22 protein-coding genes, 1 pseudogene and 1 riboswitch are annotated in these 21,535 nt (G+C 41.1%); of the genes and pseudogenes, 13 read left to right on the forward strand and 10 right to left on the reverse strand.

Annotation, left to right across the window (positions count from 1 at the left end; translation table 11 throughout):
* Nucleotides 1–182 precede the first annotated feature (182 nt).
* Nucleotides 183–1,220: a polysaccharide lyase family 1 protein gene (locus AC0DBE_RS05240; protein ID WP_014114006.1), complete on the reverse strand. Its 1,038-nt coding sequence runs from the start codon at nucleotides 1,218–1,220 to the stop codon at nucleotides 183–185.
* 170 nt (nucleotides 1,221–1,390) lie between these two features.
* Between AC0DBE_RS05240 and AC0DBE_RS05245 the strand changes: the two genes are divergently transcribed.
* Nucleotides 1,391–2,068 (forward strand): YoaK family protein, encoded by a 678-nt coding sequence (locus AC0DBE_RS05245; RefSeq protein ID WP_014114005.1) that lies wholly within the window; start codon nucleotides 1,391–1,393, stop codon nucleotides 2,066–2,068.
* Between the two features lie 263 nt (nucleotides 2,069–2,331).
* A complete protein-coding gene (exlX, locus tag AC0DBE_RS05250; RefSeq protein WP_472961301.1) occupies nucleotides 2,332–3,030 on the forward strand; it encodes an expansin ExlX in 699 nt (232 codons plus the stop codon).
* A gap of 64 nt (nucleotides 3,031–3,094) precedes the next feature.
* Here exlX and hpaB read toward each other — a convergent pair whose 3' ends face one another.
* Complete coding sequence (gene hpaB / locus AC0DBE_RS05255) at nucleotides 3,095–4,546, reverse strand: 4-hydroxyphenylacetate 3-monooxygenase, oxygenase component (RefSeq protein ID WP_014114003.1); 1,452 nt, start codon at nucleotides 4,544–4,546, stop codon at nucleotides 3,095–3,097.
* A gap of 312 nt (nucleotides 4,547–4,858) precedes the next feature.
* Between hpaB and AC0DBE_RS05260 the strand changes: the two genes are divergently transcribed.
* Nucleotides 4,859–6,544, forward strand: coding sequence for a methyl-accepting chemotaxis protein (locus tag AC0DBE_RS05260; RefSeq protein WP_472961303.1), 1,686 nt, complete (start codon nucleotides 4,859–4,861; stop codon nucleotides 6,542–6,544).
* A 151-nt stretch (nucleotides 6,545–6,695) separates the two neighbouring features.
* Here the strand turns inward: AC0DBE_RS05260 and AC0DBE_RS05265 are convergent, their stop codons facing one another.
* Nucleotides 6,696–6,989 (reverse strand): YozQ family protein, encoded by a 294-nt coding sequence (locus AC0DBE_RS05265; protein ID WP_268392853.1) that lies wholly within the window; start codon nucleotides 6,987–6,989, stop codon nucleotides 6,696–6,698.
* A 56-nt stretch (nucleotides 6,990–7,045) separates the two neighbouring features.
* The gene (locus AC0DBE_RS05270; protein ID WP_472961305.1) at nucleotides 7,046–7,168 is read right to left on the reverse strand and encodes a biofilm-forming protein; all 123 of its coding nucleotides are present in this window, start codon (nucleotides 7,166–7,168) and stop codon (nucleotides 7,046–7,048) included.
* Between the two features lie 294 nt (nucleotides 7,169–7,462).
* On the opposite strand from AC0DBE_RS05270, the gene AC0DBE_RS05275 reads away from it, so the two are divergent.
* Both AC0DBE_RS05275 and AC0DBE_RS05280 read left to right on the forward strand, forming a co-directional pair.
* Nucleotides 7,463–7,876 (forward strand): UPF0715 family protein, encoded by a 414-nt coding sequence (locus AC0DBE_RS05275; protein ID WP_472961307.1) that lies wholly within the window; start codon nucleotides 7,463–7,465, stop codon nucleotides 7,874–7,876.
* Between the two features lie 129 nt (nucleotides 7,877–8,005).
* On the forward strand, nucleotides 8,006–8,215 hold the full coding sequence (locus tag AC0DBE_RS05280) for a hypothetical protein (RefSeq protein ID WP_472961357.1): 210 nt from the start codon (nucleotides 8,006–8,008) through the stop codon (nucleotides 8,213–8,215).
* A 91-nt stretch (nucleotides 8,216–8,306) separates the two neighbouring features.
* On the opposite strand, the gene AC0DBE_RS05285 is transcribed toward AC0DBE_RS05280, so the two are convergent.
* Together AC0DBE_RS05285 and AC0DBE_RS05290 are read right to left on the reverse strand one after the other, a co-directional pair.
* Nucleotides 8,307–8,600: a hypothetical protein gene (locus AC0DBE_RS05285; protein WP_014113998.1), complete on the reverse strand. Its 294-nt coding sequence runs from the start codon at nucleotides 8,598–8,600 to the stop codon at nucleotides 8,307–8,309.
* A 106-nt stretch (nucleotides 8,601–8,706) separates the two neighbouring features.
* Nucleotides 8,707–10,749 (reverse strand): molybdopterin oxidoreductase family protein, encoded by a 2,043-nt coding sequence (locus AC0DBE_RS05290; protein ID WP_472961309.1) that lies wholly within the window; start codon nucleotides 10,747–10,749, stop codon nucleotides 8,707–8,709.
* 147 nt (nucleotides 10,750–10,896) lie between these two features.
* A riboswitch (SAM riboswitch) is annotated at nucleotides 10,897–10,988 on the forward strand.
* A 93-nt stretch (nucleotides 10,989–11,081) separates the two neighbouring features.
* Between AC0DBE_RS05290 and AC0DBE_RS05295 the strand changes: the two genes are divergently transcribed.
* The 7 genes from AC0DBE_RS05295 (at nucleotide 11,082) to AC0DBE_RS05325 (ending at nucleotide 18,613) form a co-directional block, all read left to right on the forward strand.
* The gene (locus AC0DBE_RS05295) at nucleotides 11,082–12,107 is read left to right on the forward strand and encodes a 2-hydroxyacid dehydrogenase (RefSeq protein WP_472961311.1); all 1,026 of its coding nucleotides are present in this window, start codon (nucleotides 11,082–11,084) and stop codon (nucleotides 12,105–12,107) included.
* A gap of 17 nt (nucleotides 12,108–12,124) precedes the next feature.
* On the forward strand, nucleotides 12,125–13,588 hold the full coding sequence (locus tag AC0DBE_RS05300) for an FGGY-family carbohydrate kinase (RefSeq protein WP_014113995.1): 1,464 nt from the start codon (nucleotides 12,125–12,127) through the stop codon (nucleotides 13,586–13,588).
* 94 nt (nucleotides 13,589–13,682) lie between these two features.
* Complete coding sequence (locus AC0DBE_RS05305; protein WP_472961313.1) at nucleotides 13,683–14,927, forward strand: RbtT/DalT/CsbX family MFS transporter; 1,245 nt, start codon at nucleotides 13,683–13,685, stop codon at nucleotides 14,925–14,927.
* A 440-nt stretch (nucleotides 14,928–15,367) separates the two neighbouring features.
* Nucleotides 15,368–15,919, forward strand: coding sequence for a MarR family winged helix-turn-helix transcriptional regulator (locus AC0DBE_RS05310; RefSeq protein WP_014113993.1), 552 nt, complete (start codon nucleotides 15,368–15,370; stop codon nucleotides 15,917–15,919).
* Between the two features lie 13 nt (nucleotides 15,920–15,932).
* Nucleotides 15,933–16,871, forward strand: coding sequence for an ABC transporter ATP-binding protein (locus tag AC0DBE_RS05315; protein ID WP_014113992.1), 939 nt, complete (start codon nucleotides 15,933–15,935; stop codon nucleotides 16,869–16,871).
* A 9-nt stretch (nucleotides 16,872–16,880) separates the two neighbouring features.
* Complete coding sequence (locus tag AC0DBE_RS05320) at nucleotides 16,881–17,627, forward strand: ABC transporter permease (protein ID WP_014113991.1); 747 nt, start codon at nucleotides 16,881–16,883, stop codon at nucleotides 17,625–17,627.
* Entirely contained in the window at nucleotides 17,621–18,613 is a 993-nt protein-coding gene (locus tag AC0DBE_RS05325; protein ID WP_087987026.1) for an ABC transporter permease, read from the forward strand. The genes AC0DBE_RS05320 and AC0DBE_RS05325 overlap by 7 nt, the downstream gene beginning before the upstream one ends.
* Nucleotides 18,614–18,797: 184 nt before the next feature.
* Here AC0DBE_RS05325 and AC0DBE_RS05330 read toward each other — a convergent pair whose 3' ends face one another.
* The 3 genes and pseudogenes from AC0DBE_RS05330 to AC0DBE_RS05340 form a co-directional block, all read right to left on the reverse strand.
* The gene (locus AC0DBE_RS05330; RefSeq protein WP_087987027.1) at nucleotides 18,798–19,331 is read right to left on the reverse strand and encodes a GNAT family N-acetyltransferase; all 534 of its coding nucleotides are present in this window, start codon (nucleotides 19,329–19,331) and stop codon (nucleotides 18,798–18,800) included.
* Nucleotides 19,332–19,374: 43 nt separating this feature from the next.
* A pseudogene (locus tag AC0DBE_RS05335) lies at nucleotides 19,375–20,147 on the reverse strand (hypothetical protein).
* A 69-nt stretch (nucleotides 20,148–20,216) separates the two neighbouring features.
* Complete coding sequence (locus AC0DBE_RS05340) at nucleotides 20,217–20,522, reverse strand: DUF948 domain-containing protein (protein ID WP_014113988.1); 306 nt, start codon at nucleotides 20,520–20,522, stop codon at nucleotides 20,217–20,219.
* A 150-nt stretch (nucleotides 20,523–20,672) separates the two neighbouring features.
* Here AC0DBE_RS05340 and AC0DBE_RS05345 point away from each other — a divergent pair, with 150 nt between their 5' ends.
* Entirely contained in the window at nucleotides 20,673–21,389 is a 717-nt protein-coding gene (locus AC0DBE_RS05345) for a 3-ketoacyl-ACP reductase (protein ID WP_472961318.1), read from the forward strand.
* Nucleotides 21,390–21,449: 60 nt separating this feature from the next.
* Here the strand turns inward: AC0DBE_RS05345 and AC0DBE_RS05350 are convergent.
* The coding region (locus tag AC0DBE_RS05350; RefSeq protein ID WP_131121716.1) for an IS3 family transposase at nucleotides 21,450–21,535 on the reverse strand (86 nt) is incomplete at its 5' end.

A 21,535-nucleotide genomic window follows, 5' to 3' on the forward strand; every position in this document is an offset into this window, starting at 1 on the left:
ACTTGCGATAACCTGATATAATAAGAAAGCCGGTTGAGAAGTTATTGTGAAAAAGAAAATACGCTTTTTGGTAAGATTGGTTTGACCGGCCCTTGACTTGAAGGAGTGTAACAAGATCGCTTAAAAATAGCCTATAAGTACAAAAAGAGGCTCGACGTTTTTTTACGCAGGCCTCTTTTGTGTCAGTAGCCAAATACCAGAGTTGAACTTTGTGATCCGGCATATTTCGTGACAAATTCTTTTGTATACTCCGGCGTTTGGACACGGTAGCTGTAATTAGATCCGGGATTCCAGGAAGTCAGCGGAGAGGTTTGCTTGTTGAGAGAAGGGTAGCTGCCTGTATCCTTAAAATAACCAGTGCCCTTGTCATCGAGGATTCCGCCTTTTTCACTGCCTTTCCCAAAGTAATTATATTCGGAATATATTTTTGCTTTTGTGGCAATCGTAATCGCCTGATTAAAGTTGTTGCTGTAATTGTTTTTAACATGAAAATATCCGTATCTCATGAGACCCGGTCCTCTTACATACAAGTTCTCAAAATAATTGTTGGCGATTGTCATGTGAGGATAGCCGTCATATTGATGCTGCGAATCATCTGGGTATCCTAAAATCAAACCGTATTTATGATTCGCGAATTTTGAGTTGCTGATGGTGATATAATCTGCTGATTTTCCGATATACAAGAGTTTGTCCAAATCACTACCGCTTGCACTATAGCTGTGGCCTGAGAATGTAACGTGGTCAATCCAATAGTTGATGCCGGAATCTAAATAAAGCTGGATATCATTATTACCATTTATCTGCGGACTGTGTTCGAATGTCAGATTTTGAAAAATGACGTTTCCAGAGGCAGATGAAGTTGTTAAATAAATATTTTTTAGCGTTTTTTTCGCGTAAGAGCCTACGAGTGTTTTATTAGAGCCAATGGTAACTGTTGTTTTCGAAGATGCGGAAAGATCATTTTGAAGCACTAAAATTTTCGGAGTGGATCCTCCTAGATGGGTTTTTAAATCATTTACGCTTTGAATGTAAACAATCTGACCGTTTTTTCCACCCGTTGTACTCGCTTTAGAAATGCCTTTTTCATTTTTAGCATTTCCGGCAAATCCTAAAAGGCCATTCGTTGAGGTATTTGGAAAATCGACGGCTCCAAACGCTTTTCCAGGCAAGAGAACCAATAACAAGCTGAACATGGCAAACCATAAACAAAATCGTTTCATCACAATATGCTTCCTTTCGAATGTAATAATTTCCTCGCAAGGATTATTATTACAGTAAATAAAAAGGAATGATAGGTTCTATCTTCCTAATTAATGCCGGGTTATTTAAAATACAGATTGCGCTAAAAGACACACTAACAATTGAAACAGAAGAAAGGATTGATGCACCGTTGACTGCAGCAGCTTATCGAAACACCTTGCTTTCACTTTTATGTTTAACAGCTGGAATCGTGGATGTAATCGGGTATTTAAGCCTGGGACATGTGTTCACAGCGAATATGACTGGAAATATTGTATTATTTGGGTTAGCGATCGGCAAATCCCTTCAGGTTACAGTTTTTAATTCTTTGACTGCGCTAATCGGATTTATATGCGGCGTGATTATTTCAACACTGATGGTCGGAAAGGCAGAGAATACCCTTTGGCCTTCTGCTGTGACAAAAGCGTTGGCACTTGAAGCATTCATTTTGTTTGTCTTTGCTTGTCTTTCTTTTTATTCGGCTTTTGTTCCTGTATATATTCTTATTACACTCTTGAGCATTTCCATGGGGATTCAAACAATAGCAGCGAAAAAGCTGGGGATCGCAGGTATTTCTTCAACTGTGTTGACCGGAACATTGGCTTCTTTTTTAGAGGATTTATCCGGCCGTTTGTTTTTTAAGAAGCAGAAGAAGACATTCTTAAGAGATGCTGTGTTAAGAGCGCTGGCTATTATCTTATATTGTGTGGGGGCTATTATTGTAGCTTTAGCTGAGCCTGATTTTTATGACATCATCATTTGGGTTCCGATTGTGCTGATATTTGGCATCATGATGACAGCTAAGTTGAAACTGAGCGGGGAAAAATAATAGCTGATATCAGGCCAACAGCTCGTTTCATTTCGTTTATGGCTATGAGAATACAGCTCAGCAAATAAAAATAAGGAATTTGGCTGATGGGTATACTCATTCATTCGTATTGACTTTTTCATAAAAACCCTTCCTTTGATATATGAATGATAGTGAATCTGTCTTAAAATCATCTATGAATCTATTTCCTCTTTCAAACCAGATGGATTGAGTCTTATAATGATAATGATTCTCATTTGAAGTCTGGATTGAGGAGGAGATTTATGAAAAAGAATATCAGTGCAATTGTTGGTATGGTTTTGTTGATGATCCTTTGTTTTTCCCCGCAAGCTTCGGCAGCATATGACGACCTGCATGAAGGCTATGCAACGTATACAGGGTCAGGTTATTCAGGAGGAGCTTTCCTACTGGATCCCATTCCTTCCGATATGAAGATTACAGCAATAAATCCTGCAGATCTCAATTACGGGGGAGTGAAAGCGGCACTTGCAGGCTCTTATTTGGAAGTTGAAGGGCCAAAAGGAAAAACAATTGTCTACGTTACCGATCTGTATCCTGAAGGCGCTCGGGGAGCTCTTGATCTGTCACCTAATGCCTTCCGAAAAATCGGCGATATGAAAGACGGAAAAATCAATATTAAATGGCGTGTTGTCAAAGCCCCAATCAGCGGCAACTTCACGTACCGGATCAAAGAAGGCAGCAGCAGATGGTGGGCTGCAATTCAAGTCAGAAATCACAAGTATCCTGTGATGAAAATGGAATATGAAAAGGATGGTAAGTGGATTAACATGGAGAAAATGGACTATAACCATTTTGTCAGCACTAATGTAGGGACAGGCTCTCTCAAAGTCAGAATGACTGACATCCGCGGAAAAATTGTGAAAGATACCATTCCGAAGCTGCCTGAAAGCGGAACGTCTAATGCATATACAGTGCCGGGCCATGTACAGTTTCCTGAATAAAAAATACGAAACAGCGGACCTTTCCCGCTGTTTTTTTCATTTCGTTACATGAAGAGATTAGATATCAATCATCAACATCTGCATATAAAAACGCTTTAATCATGTTTACTTGCTGCTGCTTTGGATAACTGGTGTACAGTCTGCTTGAAATCCGAATAGGATCTCCGAAAAAGTATCTTTCGTAGTGTGTTTGCCTTGTTCCGAATGAACTCATGGTTAAATCCCACGCCAAGCGGAACATTTTCACACGCTCTTCAGCGTTTGTATTAGTTGCTTGTAGGTATTGGTCAAGATCTTCCCGTATCTCTGAGTCAAACGCATTTTCTGTCGGCAGCGTCACCATTCCGCTAGCGCCAATTAATTGTATGATTTCAGTAAATCGAGGATATAGAGCAGGAATGATCGTACTGATGACTTGAAGAGGAATCAAACTGGGACGCATATAGCCGTATTCATCTAACTGAGCATCATTTTCTGATTTGTCAATAAGTGCTTTAATTGTTTCCAATCCAACAATGATTTCAGAGAGCTTTTCTTGTATGTGCTGGTATTCAGAAACATTAATAGTGTCGACCAGAAGCTGTGCAACTCCTAATAGAAATTCAATTTTGATCATTTGCCTAATGACGACCTGGTGAAAGGTAAAGGCATGAAAGGAGCTTTTCGTCATAAAGTCTTTAGCTGCTTCAACATTATCGTAAAAAAACACACGATCCCATGGCACTAACACGTGATCGAAAACTACGATTGAATCCATTTCTTCATACTTTGAGCTTAAGGGATGATTAAAGGCAGAATCGCTTAATACAAATGATTCTCTTGTGATGAATTTGACACCTTTTGTATTAGATGGAATCGAAAATGCAAAAGCTTCATCCTTTTCAAAATAAAATTTCGGTGCCGAAAAAACCAAGATTTCATCAGTTAACCCGCCTTGAGTCGCAAGCAAACGTGCACCTTGTATAATTAATCCTTTTTCAGTTCTATCGATCACTTTAGCAGATATCGGTTTTTCACTTAGCCCCAAATAGGACTGTGACCGGTTCACTTGGGGGGTAATGAATGTATGGGTAAAGGAAAGATCGTGTTTAGCAGCTTTCTGATACATGTCTAGTATATGTTCCGGAAAGCAATTTTCTTTATCTCTTAAAAGCTCTGCTGAGGATGCAAAGCTCATCATGACCGTATTCATATAATCCGGACTTCTCCCCATCATTCCGTGAGTATGTCTAGCCCAATGTTCTATCATGTTCCTTCTTTTTCTCAAATCACTTTTGGTTTTAGGCTGAAGATATGAGAGACCGATTCGATCAAGATCTCCAGGAAGGTGATAAGTCATTTCATTGATTAACTCATCCTTCGTTTGCAAATCATAAAGCGAGCTTTTCGTTTTGAGTATTCCTTTAAATGCAGGATGATCAGAAATGTTACCCTCTAATTTTTCGCCATCATACCATATTTCGTTTTCTAGTTTATTTAATCGGTCAATGAATTCTTTTCCATTGATGATCCCCATTTGGCGTTTCGCTCCTTCACATCATGCTGCGTATTGTATTATATTTTCGAAAGAACAGCCTGTTCAGCTAATTTGAGATAGGAAAAGCCTTTTTTAGTATGCCTGAATAGAAAAGAGCAAATTGAAATACTATGTAGACAAGGCAGTAAATGTCTTTCGTGTTTTTCTGCATTGTCCAGAGATGTAAACAATTTGCTTATGTACTGGATAAGACATCACTATAAAACTTGATAAAACATGTCGATATTATTGACATGGGAGTAAGCGAATAGCTATTTCGATCATACATAGTGCAGAAAGGGAAAACGACACATGAAAGTGAAAACAAAATTGCTGGGGATTGTATCAATATTAGTTCTTTCAATGATTGGAATTGGAGGTTCCTCCGTTTTTATGATTTCTTCTACTGTGAAAAAGAATGAAGAACTTAAAGACAAAATGGAATTCCAAAAAGAAATGAAATACATCCAATATCGATTGGCCGGTTTATCAAATGATGAAAGAGGCTTTCTGATTACCGGAGACAAAGAATATGAAGAGGGAATGAAGGAAAAAGCAGACGATGCCTTAATGAGCCTGGATCGAGTCAATGACTTGATTGATGAAGAGAAATATCAATCAAATATTGAAGACATTAAAACAAGTATTATTCAGTATAGAGCTTTAAATCAGCAAGTATTAAAAGCCTATTCTTCAGATCCTAAAAAAGCAGAAACCATTCATTTTGGAGAAGAAAGAACGTTAAGAAAAGAAGTTGTAGATCCAGCTGTCAATAAGCTGTCTGATCGCCTGGATCAAGAGGTGGAGGATCTAAAAGGTGAAATACACAGCAATGGGGAAATGAGTCAATGGTTCATCATCATTGTCACAGTGGTATCAATAATGGTAGGCATTGTTTTAAGCTTATTGTTGTTAAAGTCTATTATGGTGCCATTAAGAAGTATGAATAGGCAGCTGGCGGAAATTGCTCATGGCGAGGCGGATTTAACCAAAAAAGTCATTGTGAAAAATAAGGACGAATTTGGGCAGCTTGCTCAATCTTTCAATTCTTTTACCCATTCATTAACTCAAATTGTGAAGCAGATCAGCAGCTCATCTGAACAAGTCGCTGCATCTTCCGAGGAATTATCGGCAAGCGCGGAAGAATCAAAATCAACTTCTGAACAAATTTCCGGAGCGATGCAGATGGCTGCCGACAGCAATGTGAAGCAAAGCTCAATGACAGAAAAGAGTGCGAAATCCATTACTGAATTATTAGACAGTATATCATCTGTTGCTTCAAATACAGGTAACATAGCGGATCTTTCTTCGTCGATGAGAGACAAGGCTGAAATAGGATCTCAATCCGTCAACAAAATGTTAGATCAGATGAAGTTCATTGATAAATCTGTCGATTCAGCCGGCAATGGCTTGCAGGCATTGGTAGCGAGCACAGCAGAAATAAGCGATATTTCTTCGCTAATCACAAATATTTCAGAGCAGACAAATTTGCTGGCACTGAATGCAGCGATCGAGGCGGCCAGAGCCGGAGAACAAGGAAAAGGATTTGCTGTGGTGGCAGAAGAAGTTCGGAAATTGGCCGATGAAACGAATAAATCAGCCCATCACATCCAATCGGTGGTCACAACCATCCAAAATGAATCAATTGAAACGGTGAATAACATTAAGGTTGTTCAAGAAAATGTGAGCTCAGGTATTGTTCTTTCTCAAGAGACAACAGGGAATTTCAATGAAATACTGAATTTGGTGGAACAGGTCACTTCTCAAATACAAGAAGTGGCAGCGGCAACACAGCAGCTTACATCAGGCGTTGAAGTAATTCAGCATACAGTTCATACATTAGCCGCTGGTACAAAAGAAACGTCAGCAAATACAGAAGCGGTTGCAAAATCATCACAGGAACAGCTTCATTCAATGGAGGAAATCTCTTATGCTGCCGAATCTCTATCCAAGTTGGCGGAAGAACTTCAAACGGTCATTCATCGTTTTAAATATTAATTAGGTTACATGACGTTAAAACCCCATCTTATTCGGTGGGGTTTTAAGCTTCCTTAATATCGGAAGCTGGTATGATGTTAGCATTGTCAGGTATTTTCACTGTGAAAACGGAACTAACTTACTTCTTTAAAGTTAGCTCCGTTTTAAATGACTAGTCCAAATTTTGATCAATAGTCCCTTCAAAATAGTCATCGCTGACTTGTTCATGAGTTTCAGCCAATCCTTTTTCCAATTGTGTGGTTCCTTTATAATCTGAGGGATCGAAATATTTTCCAGCCACATCTGTGGTATCATTTATGTTTTCTTTATTATGAGTTTGAGTTTCAGCGTTTGCATTTTCTGTCTTACCACTTTCATTTAAAGTCTGCTGGAAATCATATTCCTTGTCAATTGAAGAAAATCTTTTGTAGTCATCCGGTCTGTCTGCTCCACTTTTTTGAGTCACTTTACTCACTCCAGATTATTGAAATTTAACTGTGTCATATGGGATTAAGTCGAAACTTATTTCGTTCTTTTAGGATCAGAACCATGTTTTTTAGGATCATCTACTTTAAAAGCTGTTTCAGTCTCATGGTCATTTCTTATTTGCTCAATACTTGAATTTTGAATTCCTTTTTTAGTCATTGGTGTCACCCCTTTACGAAAAGTGTTGAATATCAACTCTTCTTATTCTGTCTGTTAGGCAGGTATTCATTCGCTTTTTTTCGTTGACTCTTTCCCATTTAAGCCAGAGAGGCTTTACCCTCGGTCGTTTTTGAAACCTTTTATTAGCATACTTCGTATATGAAGAAGCTGTCTAAAGCTGGGAAACACTGTACAAAACGTTTGAAAAAGAAGCAGAGATTAGGACAGGTTAGGGAAGGAATCTGCATGTAAACATAACAGCCACCATTAAAAAGTCAATTAGGAGGTGAAAAAATGAACAAAATGGTATCATATCAGCTTATGACGTTAGGACTATCCAGCCTTTCTTTTGGTTTGCTTTTCGAATTTTATTCTCTCGTCTCCTATCACATGCTGATGATCGCTTTATTCACAGGAGCACTTGCTTTATTATATGGTTTTATGATGTTTGGGCTTTTTGCTTTTCCGCTGCAAATGATCTTGCAGAAAACAGCGAGAACATTTAGTTTAATGTATCTATCGTTTTACATTGTACTCGCTTTCATTTCTGTATTCCTGTTTTATGCTATCAATGAGCCTGCTTCAATATCATGGATATTCCAATCAAATATTTATTATATGTTAAGTATTGCATCAGCAGTGATTTACTGGTTTTGGGATTCTCTAATCCTTTATAAACGTGTGCAGCTTACCGGGAATATAAAGTAAATCAGGTTCGCGTTTTAGAAAAAAGGGGAGGCACTGTACGAGAAATGACATGGATATCGAAATAAAGTTTAAAAAATTTTAGATGAGTGGCATTCTACGTATCATAAAGGGGAGACATTGAAGTTGAATATGGCGAAAGACGGAGATACCATAAAAGTTGTATTTGTGTATCAAAAAAACGAGCAGATTGAAGAAGTGACGCTTAACTCAGCGCAATTGTCTGCTTTATTAAACTCAAAACAGGTATGGATTGATACATTCAGCCAGAACCTCAAAATTGAAAACACCGTTTGGTCTTACGGCAATCAGAATGTATCTTTACAAGTTTACTTAAAATAGAATCGATGTTTGAACTGAGAGGATGATCAGCTGACTATACATCTGAACTGAGAAGAGCGTGACAATGAATCTCGCTCTCCTCAGATTTGCTTTATTCACCCTGATGTTTCTCAATTAATGTGAATGTCCATTCTTTTAACATATGTTTCTGCACATATTTTTTTCCGTTTATTTCAATGTATGGAATGTCTGTCATGTCTCCAGCTAACTGTTTTGCCTCAGTTGTCGTTATTCCTAAAAAATGTCCGATGTAAAAGTGAATATCTCGTTCTTTTATAAGAAAGGTATCACTTTTTTCATATGCTTTTGGATGGTTCATTTGCTTTAAGCCTTCACCGATAAAATATCCAGCTAAAGCAACACCGATTCCTAAAAAAACGTCCATATGCATGCCTCCATTATGTCGATGTTATGTTATACGGGCTTGGCATACTCCGGGTTTCATTTTCAACAAAAAAAACTGCCAGAACGTGATTTGGGCGTTTTTTTGTTCATGCTTTTTCAATCTGTACACGTCCTGAAAAAAAGGTGGCGCCGCCGCCCATATCGGACAAGCGGTCTGGGGTAAGCGCGTTTACAAGCTGTTTTTTTCCTGTTTCATCCGCCCATAATCCTTGGCTGACTACGACCCCGGGCAGCACTTGTTCTCCGACTGCAGCGGCCAGCTCGCATTCTCCCCGACCGTTCCAAATTCGTACAGGATCCCCATCAATGATTCCATGTTCTTCAGCATCTTTTGTGTTGATAAAGAGCTTTGGCGTCCTTTCAAGCTTGATGTGCTTTGCATTGTTGGAAAACGTTGAGTTTAAGAAATTATGGTTTGGCCCCGGAACATACATAAACGGAATTTCGTTATCGCATGTAAGAGGCGTATGTGTCGGTAAAGCCGGGAAACCGGCTTGTTTCATTTTCTCTGAGTATAATTCTATTTTTCCGCTTGGAGTCGGAAGTTCGCCTGGAAACAGCGGCTTTTCGCGTTTCGCTTTCATAAATGAATGCTTAGTAAGTGAATCGTAATCAATCTCCGCCAAATATGGGTTATCTGGATGGTCAAGCGCCTGGCGGATTAATTCTTCATCTGAATCTTTGAGCTCCTGGTCTGTGAACCCCATTGCTTCAGCCAGTAATCGGAACACCTCAGTGTTAGACTTGCTTTCTCCATATTTCTCAATCACTGGCTGCTGAAGCTGAATGTAATGGTGCCAGTAGGAGGTATAAAAATCAGTATTTTCAAAAGCGGATGTTGCAGGCAGTACAATGTCCGCATATGCAGCCGTTTCCGTTAAAAATAAATCATGAACCACAGTAAACAGGTCTTCCCGCAGCAAGCCCTGTCTGACTTTATTCGCTTCTGGAGCGACAACGGCTGGATTCGTCCCGTAAATAAAAAGAGAACGAATCGGCGGATCGGTTTCCAAAAGCACTTTGCCCAGCTGATTCATATTAAATGATCTCGGTGTGCGCCCCTTCAGTAAGTCAGGCCGCTGCAAGGCATTTGTGTTATATTCTAAAATTCCGCTGTTATGCTTAATTGCGCCGCCCCCTGTGTGCAGCCATTGGCCAGTGACCGCCGGAAGACAGGCAATCGTCCGTACAATCATCCCGCCGTTATCGTGGTGTTGAAGTCCGTTTCCGATTCTAATAAAAGCAGGGGAGGTTTCGCCGTACATTCTTGCCAGCTGATACATATCTTCGGTGCTGACACCGGTGATCAGTGATACCTTCTCCGGATCATACTGTTTCACGTGTTCACGGAGCTCTTCATAGCCGACCGTGTATTCAGACAGAAATGCTTCATCATGAAGGTTTTCTTTAAATAAGATGTGCATGATGCCAAGAGCAAGTGCGCTGTCGGTTCCGGGTTTTATGGGAATAAACCAATCTGCAAGACGGCCTGTCTGGTTTTTATGAACATCAATCACGACAATTTTGGCACCTTGTTTTCGTGCTTTTTGGGCGATAGTAATTTGGTGCATATTTGTACTGACTGCGTTGATTCCCCAAAAAATAAATAGTTTCGTATGAATGGTTTCCTCAGGATCAATTCCCGCACTTATACCCATTGTATATTTATAGCCCTCTGATCCTGCTTTGCTGCAAATCGTCCTTTCGAGCTGGCTTGAACCCATGCGGTAAAAGAAGCGGCGGTCCATACCTTCAGCTGTTAATTTCCCCATATTTCCGTAAAAGCTGTACGGAAGTATGCTTTCAGCTCCCTCTTCATCAATCAGCTGTTTCCAGCGGGAGGTAATGGTATCGATTGCCTCTTCCCAAGAAATCGGTTCGAATATCGCTTGGCCTTTCGCACCTGTCCGTTTAAGCGGTGTAGTCAGCCGCTTTTCATCATAGATGCGCTCCGTCATGTTTCGGACTTTGTTGCATATGTTTCCGGCTGTGACAGGATGATCAGGATCACCTTGGACTTTCACAATTTTTCCGTCTTTTTTATGTATTAACAATCCGCACTGATCCGGGCAGTCAAGCGAGCAAACGGATTTAAAAATGCCGTTTTGTTGTGTGGCAAAAGATTTCATGGCCCAGTTCCTCTCTCTAGTTAGATATTTTGTAAGAATTATAACATTTCGGATGATAACGTCAATTCTGAAAAAAGAGATTGACATCAATCTGAGACTTCTTTATGATAAACGTATTCTTCATTCTGAAAATTACATACTCAACATTTTCTATCCAGAGAGGTGGAGGGACTGGCCCTATGAAACCTCGGCAACATTATTGTGCCAATTCCAGCAAGCGTCAGCTTGAAAGATAGGAAAGCAAGGTTTAAACCGGCGTCTGTCTGTAAACAGGACACGCTTATACATGAATCTCTTTCCATCTTCGGAAAGAGATTTTTTTATGGAAAAATATGATGAAAAGGATGTTTTGCACCATGACGGTTTTGGTTACGGCACCGTACAACGAAGAAGGACGAAAAGAGCTTGAAAAATTGTTCGGCTCAGTTACTTATCATCCCTGGAAGGAACAAGGCCGGGCATACCGGGAAGATGAACTCATTCAGCTCCTAAAAGAAACACATGCGTTAGGCTTGATTACTGAGCTTGATCAAGTAACAGACAGCGTATTTGCATCTGCTCCAGAACTTTCATTTGTGGGCGTGTGCAGAGGAATGCCATCCAATGTGGATGTGGCCGCAGCATCAAAAAGAGGTATACCCGTTTTCTATACACCCGGGCGGAATGCACAAGCGGTTGCTGAAATGTTTATCGGTAATGTGATTTCCTTTCTCCGCCATACCAGCTCCTCTAATCAATGGCTGAAGGATGGAAAATGGGACAGCGATTACTTGCAGGCTTATGTCAAATTTAGAGGGAACGAATTAACGGGAAAAACGGTCGGCATGGTTGGGTTCGGCGCGGTTGGTCAAAGGATTGCAAAACTGCTGACAGCGTTTGACTGTAAAGTAAAGTATTACGATCCATACGTACAAGACGATCATCCGCTGTATGAAAAAGTATCTCTCAAAACGGTGTTTTCAGACAGTGATATCGTTTCTGTCCATCTGCCTCGTACTGAGAAAACACTGAGACTTATTGATCGGAAGTATTTTAATCTGATGAAAGAGAGTGCGGTTTTCGTCAATACTTCAAGAGCAGTTGTGGTAAACCGTGAAGATCTTTTATCTGTATTAAAAGAACATAAAATCAGAGGAGCGATTTTAGACGTTTTTTATCATGAACCTCCAGAGGAATCAGATTACGAATTCATTTCATTGCCTAATGTTCTGGCAACACCGCATCTCGCTGGAGCAACCTTTGAAGTAGAAGATCATCACGTGACGATCCTGAACGAAGCCCTCAAAAGGTGGAAGGTTGGAAAAACTCTTAATATTCCGACACTGTATAACAAAGATGAGCTGAAAACAGAGGTTTAAGAGAGGAGGTTACAGGAATGAAAAAACAAAAAGGCTATCTCGTTTTTGATATCGGCACAGGGAATGCGAGAGTAGCGGTCGTAAGTGTATCGGGCAGCGTTCAAACGGTTGAAAGGGAGGACATCGTGTATGCTACCGAGACGCTTTACCCGGACAGCCGTTATTTTTCTCCTCAGGTGCTGTGGAAGCAAGTGATGAAACTGGCAAAACGTGCGCTTTCTCGTTCAGGTGATATTGACATTATTGGTTTGACATCGACAAGTCAAAGACAGGGGATTGTTCTGATCGATCAAAACGGCGACTCTTTTCTCGGGCTGCCGAACATTGATAATCGCGGCCGTGAGTGGGAGGAGAGTATACCCAATCAGGAAGAGATATACAGCCGCACAGGCCGCCTCCCGACTGCACTTTTTTCTGCGCTCAAGCTTTATGGTTTAAAACAGCGTCAGCCCTTTTTATGGGAAAAGACTGCTAGTTTTACAAGCATCAGTGATTGGGTGACATATCAGCTGAGCGGAATTTTGACATATGAACCATCGCAGGCAACCGAAACCCTGTTGTTTGACGTGAAGCAAAACACTTGGTCAGAAGAGATGTGCGGCATATTCGGCTTTTCACCATCCATCCTTCCGCCTCTTGTAAGAGCGGGAACAGCGATTGGAACGATAACAAATGAATATGCGTCCGAATTAGGCCTTTCTATAACTGCTAAGGTTATAGCAGGGGGCGGTGATACACAACTGGCTGTGAAAAGCACTGGCGCTGCGCTTGAGGACATTGTCATCGTATCAGGGACAACAACGCCAATAACCAAAATTACTGCTGATCATGGCGACACAAAACATAAAGCATGGCTGAACTGCCATACAGATCAAGGACATTGGCTTGTGGAAACGAATCCGGGAATTACCGGCCTGAATTATCAAAAATTAAAACAGATATTTTATCCAAATGAATCGTACGAAGTGATGGAGGAAGAGATTTCTGCCCTTGCTAAAGAAGACAATGCGTGTGTGGCGGCTCTCGGTTCTTACTTATCGGCAGAAAAGAATGCGTTAACGAGAGGCGGATTTCTTTTTGATGCCCCGCTTTCCTCAAATTTAAAGAGAGCACATTTTGTACGTGCGGCGCTGCAAGAGATCGCATTTTCGATCAAATGGAACTTTGACATTTTAACAAAGGTTACTCCGTTTGAACGTGACTTTGTTTGGGTGTGCGGAGGAGGATTCCAAAGCAAAGCACTCACTCAATATATCGCGGACCTTCTTCAGAAAAAAATCTATGTCCAAGAGGGATATCATCAGGCATCTGTCGTTGGCGCTGCAGTCATTTGCAATGAAACCTTTCAATTGACGGAAGAGATGTCAGCAAATATCCGGGTGATCGAACCGCAGGACTGTCGGGTCGAACTGGCTTTATATGAGGAATGGAAGCAAACACAGCGTTTTTTTTCAGAGTCAGAAAGCAAAGTGTTGATATAAGGCGGTATGTGCTGCTGTTTTAAGGAATGAACTAATTTTCGGCTTTAACAAGGTAATACGGTAATTGATATCAGCATCTAAGGAGGAGACAGATATGTTAGATAAAATGGGAATACCGAAGCGGCTTGCCTGGGGGTTTTTAGGGGTTGTTTTGTTTATGATGGGAGACGGGCTTGAACAAGGCTGGCTCAGCCCGTTTCTGATCGAAAACGGACTTACGGTTCAGCAATCCGCTTCAATTTTTAGCATTTACGGGATTGCGCTTGCCATAGCTTCCTGGTTTTCAGGTGTATGTCTCGAAGCATTTGGCGCAAAACGGACGATGTTTATGGGGCTGTTGTTTTATGTGATCGGTACAACTGCCTTTATCGTGTTTGGATTTGAACAGCTGAACCTTCCTGTGATGTATGTGACTTACTTCGTAAAAGGGTTAGGCTACCCGCTTTTTGCTTATTCTTTCTTGACATGGGTCATTTACAGAACACCCCAAAACAAACTGAGCACTGCTGTCGGCTGGTTTTGGATTGCATATTGCCTCGGCATGTTTGTGTTTGGTGCTTGGTACTCAAGCTATGCGATCAAAGCATTCGGCTATTTGAATACGCTTTGGAGCTCGATATTCTGGGTATGTCTCGGTGCCATCTTCGCATTGTTTATCAATAAAGACCGTTTTGAAAAGAAGAAACGAAATAGATCGGAAACAGCCGAGGAACTTTTAAAAGGAGTTACCATTCTTTTTACGAATCCTCAGGTGCTTACAGGCGGAATCATCAGAATCATCAACAGCATTGGTACATATGGTTTCCCAGTCTTTTTACCGATGCACATGGCTCAGCACGGGATTTCAACCAATGTGTGGCTGCAGGTTTGGGGAACGATTTTTCTGGGGAACATTGTGTTTAACCTTATCTTTGGAATTGTCGGCGATAAATTCGGCTGGAAAAATACCGTTATTTGGTTTGGTGGAGTCGGCTGCGGTATTTTCACCATCCTATTATATTATGCACCTGTTTTCTCCGGCGGAAGTGTAGCGGTTGTCAGCGTGATCGGCTTTATTTGGGGAGGTTTGTTGGCAGGCTATGTACCGATCGGTGCGATTGTGCCGACGGTGGCCGGAAAAGACAAAGGAGCGGCCATGTCTGTGTTGAATTTGGCTGCAGGTTTATCAGCGTTTGTCGGTCCTGCGCTCGCTTGGCTGTTCATCGGTCTCGTCGGTGCGCAAGGCGTCGTCTGGATCTTTGCGGTCCTTTATCTTGCGAGTGCAGTCATGACGAAATGCATTCATATACCTGAGGAAAAAGCAGTACAGGAGGAAACGTCTCCTCAATATGCATCTTAATCAGAAAGCGCCCTGTCTCAGGGCGCTTTTTATCATTTGTTCAGTAATGCAAGGATTTCCGATACGGAATGCTGTACAAATGGCTGATCTGGGCGGGATTTCATCATCACAGTCAGCCCGATGAGAATAAAATAAAGGTCTGCGCCTTTGTTCAGCGTTGATCTTGCTTTTTAACTCGCCTGAACGACGTATCTTGAAGTGGCTTCGTAGCCTTTCTCCCAAACAGATTCATAGCGGCTTCCAACGCTTGATCTTCATTGAATTCACGATGACGAGCCATCAACATTACCTCTTTTCGTATCGTTCAGTATGTTATTATTGTATGAATTGTTGAGGGGGCTGTAAAACTTTTCTAAATAAAAATAGACAACATATTGACAATAGAGTACGAAATGTTATGATTATAAAGACAATATATTGTCTTTTATGGAGGGAGCATCATGGATTATTCTAAAGAACTGAAAGATTTATTTTTAATGCAGCAGTCTTACGCTACACTTTTTTCCGTCTTAAACAAAATTCAATCACGCGGGGACGATTATTATGAAAGCTTAACGTCAAGACAATTTATGACGATGGTTGCCATACTGCATTTACCGGAAGAAGAAACGACATTCAACAACATTGCAAAAAAATTAGGCACTTCAAAACAAAACATCAACAGGCTTGTCAGTAGCATTGAAAAAAGAGGTTATGTCACCACTGTACCAAGTAAACGCGACAAGCGAGCGGTTAATGTGAAGATTACTGATTCAGGAAAACGTGTCATGGAGGAATGCGGTGAAAAAGCGGTGTACTTTATGGCAGATCTATTTAAAGAGTTTTCTACGGAAGAGCTGGAAATATTGTGGGTTTTATTGAAGAAGCTATACAGTTTCGATGGAGAAGAACAGGATGGTTTTGAAGAAAACGCTGCTGATTTTGATATTGAACAAAATCGGGATCATTTGAAAACAAATTTATTGCAGGAATTCGCAAAACGGAGAATGTAAAAAGGAGAAACGTATGAACAACGTGGCGGCAGTAAAAGATTTAAAAATGCAGTACGGAAACAAAACGGCGGTAGATGGGATTTCGTTTGAAGTGAGAGAGGGGGAAGTACTTGGCTTACTAGGTCCAAATGGTGCAGGGAAAAGCACAACCATTCATATGTTATCCGGGGCATTGTCGGCCAGTTCCGGAAACGTTACGATTTTGGGCCATAATGTGAAAAAATGGTCAAAGGAAATGAAGAAAGGCATCGGGATTGTGCCTCAAGATATCGCGATTTATGAGGAAATTTCCGCTGAGAAAAATGTTCGTTTTTTTGCGAGCCTTTATTCGCTTAAAGGAGAAGAACTGAAAACCCGAGTAAAAGAGGCTTTGGAGCTTGTGCAGCTTTATGACAGGAAAGATGACAAGCCTAAGACGTTTTCTGGCGGGATGAAAAGAAGATTAAACATTGCGTGCGCTATTGCCCATCAGCCGAAACTGATTATCATGGATGAGCCGACAGTAGGAATCGATCCGCAATCCCGGCATCACATTTTGGTATCGATAAAAGAGCTGAAAACAAGAGGCGCGAGCATTATTTACTCAACACACTATATGGAAGAAGCCGAGGCTATTTCAGATCGCATTATCATCATGAATGAAGGAAAAATCATTGCCAATGGAACAAAAGAAGAGCTATATAGAGAAGTGAATAAAGAAATGACATATGCTTTTCAGTTGACGCATGCTCAGCAATTAAATAAAAACTCAATTAGAGGAGTCAAAGGAGTGACAGGAGTTGATTTCTCAGACCGTCAACTAAAAGTTACCGTTCGGCAGAACCAAGATTACCTGAGTGAAATCATAGCAGAATTGGGTGCCCAGGGCTGCGGCATTCTAAGCATGAACAAAAAAGAGGCATCGTTAGAAACGGTATTTTTAGAGCTGACGGGAAGAAATTTAAGAGATTAGGAGAGCAAAATGAGTTTGTTAAAATTGATAACGTTTGATTTTATGAATATTGTAAGGAATCCGGTTCTCGTGATCGCCAATACGGCTTTTCCATTCGTTCTCATTCTGGTCATGGGCTTTGTTTCGAAAAACAGCTTTGGAGCGGGCGGTGTCAGTTCGTACGATTATTACGGAGTAAATATGATGATTTTCGCTGCGGCTTTGATCGCTATGACGGCCTCTAATACGTTTATGGAGGAGAAGGTGAAGAAAGCAAACATCCGCATTGTGTATGCGCCGGTTTCGACCACTAGTATTTATCTTTCTAAATTACTATCAACTTGGATATTCAGTGTCATCATGTACAGCGTGAATGTGTTGATTGCCCAGACGATTTTTCATTTGAACTTTGGAGGACAGGAACTCCCGTATTTCATGCTCTTATTGTATGTATTTTTATTTTTCGGCTGCTGTTTTGGCACAATGTTCTGCTGTTTGTTCAAAAATGAAGAACAGGCGAACGGGATCATGCAAATTCCGATAGCTTCTTTTGTTTTCTTTGGCGGTGTATTTTTCGGGATTCACAGATTTGGAGATACCGTCAATAACATATCGCTTCTTTCTCCGGTTAAATGGGTAACAGAATGTTCATATCGCCTCATTTATGATCACGATTTCAGTATGCTGCTGCCTGTTATGTCAGGACTATTATTGGCTTCAATCATTTGTATTGCCGTTTCGCATGTTGTATTTAAGCCGGAGGGATATGTATGCTGAGTTTATTCCGAAACAGGTGGGAGCGAATCCTGTCCAAAAAAGCCATTATCATTATTGCAGTGATCATTATCCCTCTGATGATCGGCGTTGCGATTATGTTTTCCGGGAAGCCGGTTTTCAAAGAAACAATCGCTTTTGTTACAGAACAGGACGACGTGCAACATATGCCGAGTGATTCTGCATTTAGAGTGGTAACGGTACATCAGAAGCCGAAGTTTTCTGATCTGGTGTTAGGGAAATATGCAGCCATCGTAGAAAAAAATCAACGTGATTACAAAGTGACCACGTTGAAAAGTAAAGCGGATCAAAAAATGATCCAGCAATTTTTTGAGACTGGAAAAATGCCAGGCAGCTACCGGGGAGAGGACGAATTAAGGACTGAACGGGGAAGGGGAACGAATATAGTAGGCTTTATCGTGATGCTTGTATTGATGCAAGGTGTGGCATTGACTGGGTTATATCCAGAAGACCGGATGCTCAAAACCTTCAGAAGGATTTTAGTGTCTCCCGTGCATGTGGAGAAATATTTATTGGTTCAGTTTATCTTTACGTTTTTATGTTTATACATACCCACTTACTTGGCCATCGTGATTACAAATGTACTCTTTCATGCTGAAATTGGTTTCCGTTTGGATATTCTTGCTGGATTACTGGGTGTTCTTACAGTGCTTGCAACAGCATTCGCTATCTTTATGGCTTCTGTGATGGAGCGAAACATCAGTTTGATGACAAGCGGTATCAGTGTGATCACATGTGTATTGTCAGGCTGTTTTATTTCTTTTACTCCACATTATCCAATATTAAATGCCCTTTGTGCGATACTGCCGCAAAAAGCGTATATGACTTTCATTCATGGGGTAGAAATGGGACATACAATGTGGGAATACAAGATTCAGGTTGTCTACATTTTGATGTGGTCGGCTGTGTTTTGTTTCCTTGGGGGTTTTATCACAAGAAGAAGGATCAATAAAGGGATTTATGAATAGGGGAAATAGAACATGAGATGTATAGACCACTATGCATCTTTTTTATTTTGTAAGTTATGTGAGCGCATAAGGGGTGAACATCTGGAAGGAAGTGATCAAGAATCAAGACGTCAAAGCTGGTGCAGGTCATGAATCGGACATTTAAAAGGGAAGGGGATGTACGTACAGAGCAAGATAATACCGTTCATCCCCTTAATTTTAAAAGAGAATACATATTTGTATCATAAGGGATTCCATTTTGATACATGTACTGTCTTAGGACACCTTCTTTTTGAAATCCCATTTTTACGAGCAGTCGATTTGAGGCTTCATTTTCAGTAAATACAACTGCGCCAATACGTGTCAGTCCAAGGGCGGCAAACCCGTAGGATACAACCTCTGACACGGCTTCTGATGCAAATCCGTTTCGCCAATGCGCCGGGATGATTTCATAACCGATCTCTGCACGCCTATGCTTTTGAGCCAAAGCATGAAATCCGATTGTTCCGATTAGTTCTTTGGTGTCTCTTCTTTCAATTCCCCACCGTATCCCGCGTTTTTCTTGATAAAGGCCGGCAAACGATTGAACCATTGACAGGGCCTCTTCTATAGATCCCTTGTTTTCAATTCCGTAATGGCGTGTCACCTCATGGTTTGAAAAACAAGCAAAAATGGCTTCTGCATCTTGATCTTTGATTTGTCTAAGTGTAAGCCGATCCGTTTCTAATACAGGAAACATTCCACCACTCCCCAAGTTTGTGTTTTCGTTTATCATATCCCTTTTATTTCCTCTTTTCTATAGTGAATTCAAACCTGAGGAAGCAAAGGAACGAATTTGTCTTTCTAGTTGCTCTTTGTTTTTACTGAATTGTTTCAAACGATGGCCGTTCGCGCCCGATGGGTGAGGAAATCCGCGTAGGTAAAAAAAATTCCGGAGGCTGTGCTGGCCGAGCAGTGTTTCACAGACTGCTTCGGCGGCTTTTCCTAGCGGAATGAGAAGAGCCGGTCCCGTCACTTTATTGAGCTCCGCAGGGAAGTGCTCAAAAGCATAGGTGCTTAGGATAGGTGATCGAGTGATAGCCGGGCTGTAACCGGTATAGTTTTTTTGCTGAATGAAGACAGGATATTTGATAACGGAAGTTGTATGAAGCAAATGCCGTAAGTCTCCAAAAAGCTGTGCGGCGCTTTGAATGCCGAACGCCTGCGGCAGCCCGCAAAAATCCAGCATCGTGATAAGGTTATGCCTCATCGAACCGGAGAGACCCGCTGCTTTTTTCGTGTCTACTGCCATTTGCTCAAGAGACCGGCCTTGCCGCAGGCTTTCGGCGGCTGTTTTGTACGCTGTTTTCATCTGGGAAAAACCTGGCGTGATTCCGGCAATCACAATAGAGGCAGCCCGGTTGATATATTCATTATGAGGTGAATAGTAGATGCAAAGTTCGTTTTCTTGATGGAGACGAAATGGAGAAGCAAGTAAATCAGACTTTGTAAGCGACGAAGGAAGAGAATGCAGTTTCTCTCTGAACTCCTCTAAGCAGCTTCGGTTTACAATCATGCGCAAGCCTCCTCAAAAAATGATATCCCATTGTCCATTCTGATCGTAACAATGGGATATCATTCATTTTTATCTGCTATTTAAATGGCCTGCCTGCCACACCTCTTTGACTGCTTGAGGAACTTCTTTTACCTCAGCAGCTGTCTGCTGAAATGCGTTTTTTTTCATTTGGACATCCTGCTGAATCTTCTTTTGTTTCTGTGTCAGCAGCTGCGCTTCTGTTTTTAATCCTTCGACTTGTTTTTGCATAGCCTGCGTAACAGAGGTGAGCTCCTTTAGTGCGGGATCTATTTTTTTCTTGTTTTGAATCACATTAGCCCCTAAATAAATGATAGAAATAGCCAATACTGCGAGACTGATATAAACAATAACCATATGTTCACTCCTTTTCTTATGTCATTACCCTGTTTGCGTTTTTTTAATCAGAAGAAATGATGTTTTTACAGTTCGTTTGATTTGCGTATTGGATTTATTGTACTTATAATGTGATATCGTACATATGTAAACAAAGAAAGGGTGCTTCAATTGCAAAGCTTACAAAATAAAACCGCTCTTATCACAGGCGGAGGCAGAGGAATAGGCCGCGCTACAGCTCTTGCGCTTGCAAAAGAAGGCGTGAATATCGGGTTAATCGGCCGGACTGCCGCAAATGTTGAAAAAGTGGCTGAAGAAGTCAAAGCGCTTGGTGTAAAAGCAGCATTTGCCGCTGCAGATGTAAAAGATGCCGAAGAGGTTAACCAAGCTGTAGCTCAAGTGAAAGAACAGCTCGGTGATATCGATATCCTCATTAACAACGCTGGCATCAGCAAATTTGGCGGATTCTTAGATCTGTCAGCTGACGAGTGGGAAAATATTATACATGTCAACCTAATGGGTGTGTATCATGTCACTCGCGCGGTGCTTCCGGAAATGATCGAACGCAAAGCCGGAGACATCATTAATATTTCGTCTACAGCGGGCCAAAGAGGAGCTGCTGCAACTAGTGCTTACAGCGCTTCTAAATTTGCGGTTCTCGGGTTAACAGAGTCTCTTATGCAAGAAGTGAGAAAGCATAATATCAGAGTCAGCGCGTTAACGCCGAGCACTGTTGCTAGTGATATGTCTATTGAATTGAACTTAACTGACGGTAATCCTGAAAAGGTTATGCAGCCAGAGGATCTTGCTGAATATATGGTGGCACAATTGAAATTAGATCCGCGCATTTTCATCAAAACAGCGGGATTATGGTCAACAAATCCGTAAAAATGAAAAGCCTGTCTTAGGGACTGACCCCCGTTTTTGAGACAGGGATCAAAACACCTTTTAAACAGCCAATTGCCGATAGTTTATCGGTGATTGGTTGTTTAGTTTCGTTTGAATACGAATATTGTTATAATAGTGAATGTATT

Source organism: Bacillus sp. VA15 (assembly GCF_055721145.1).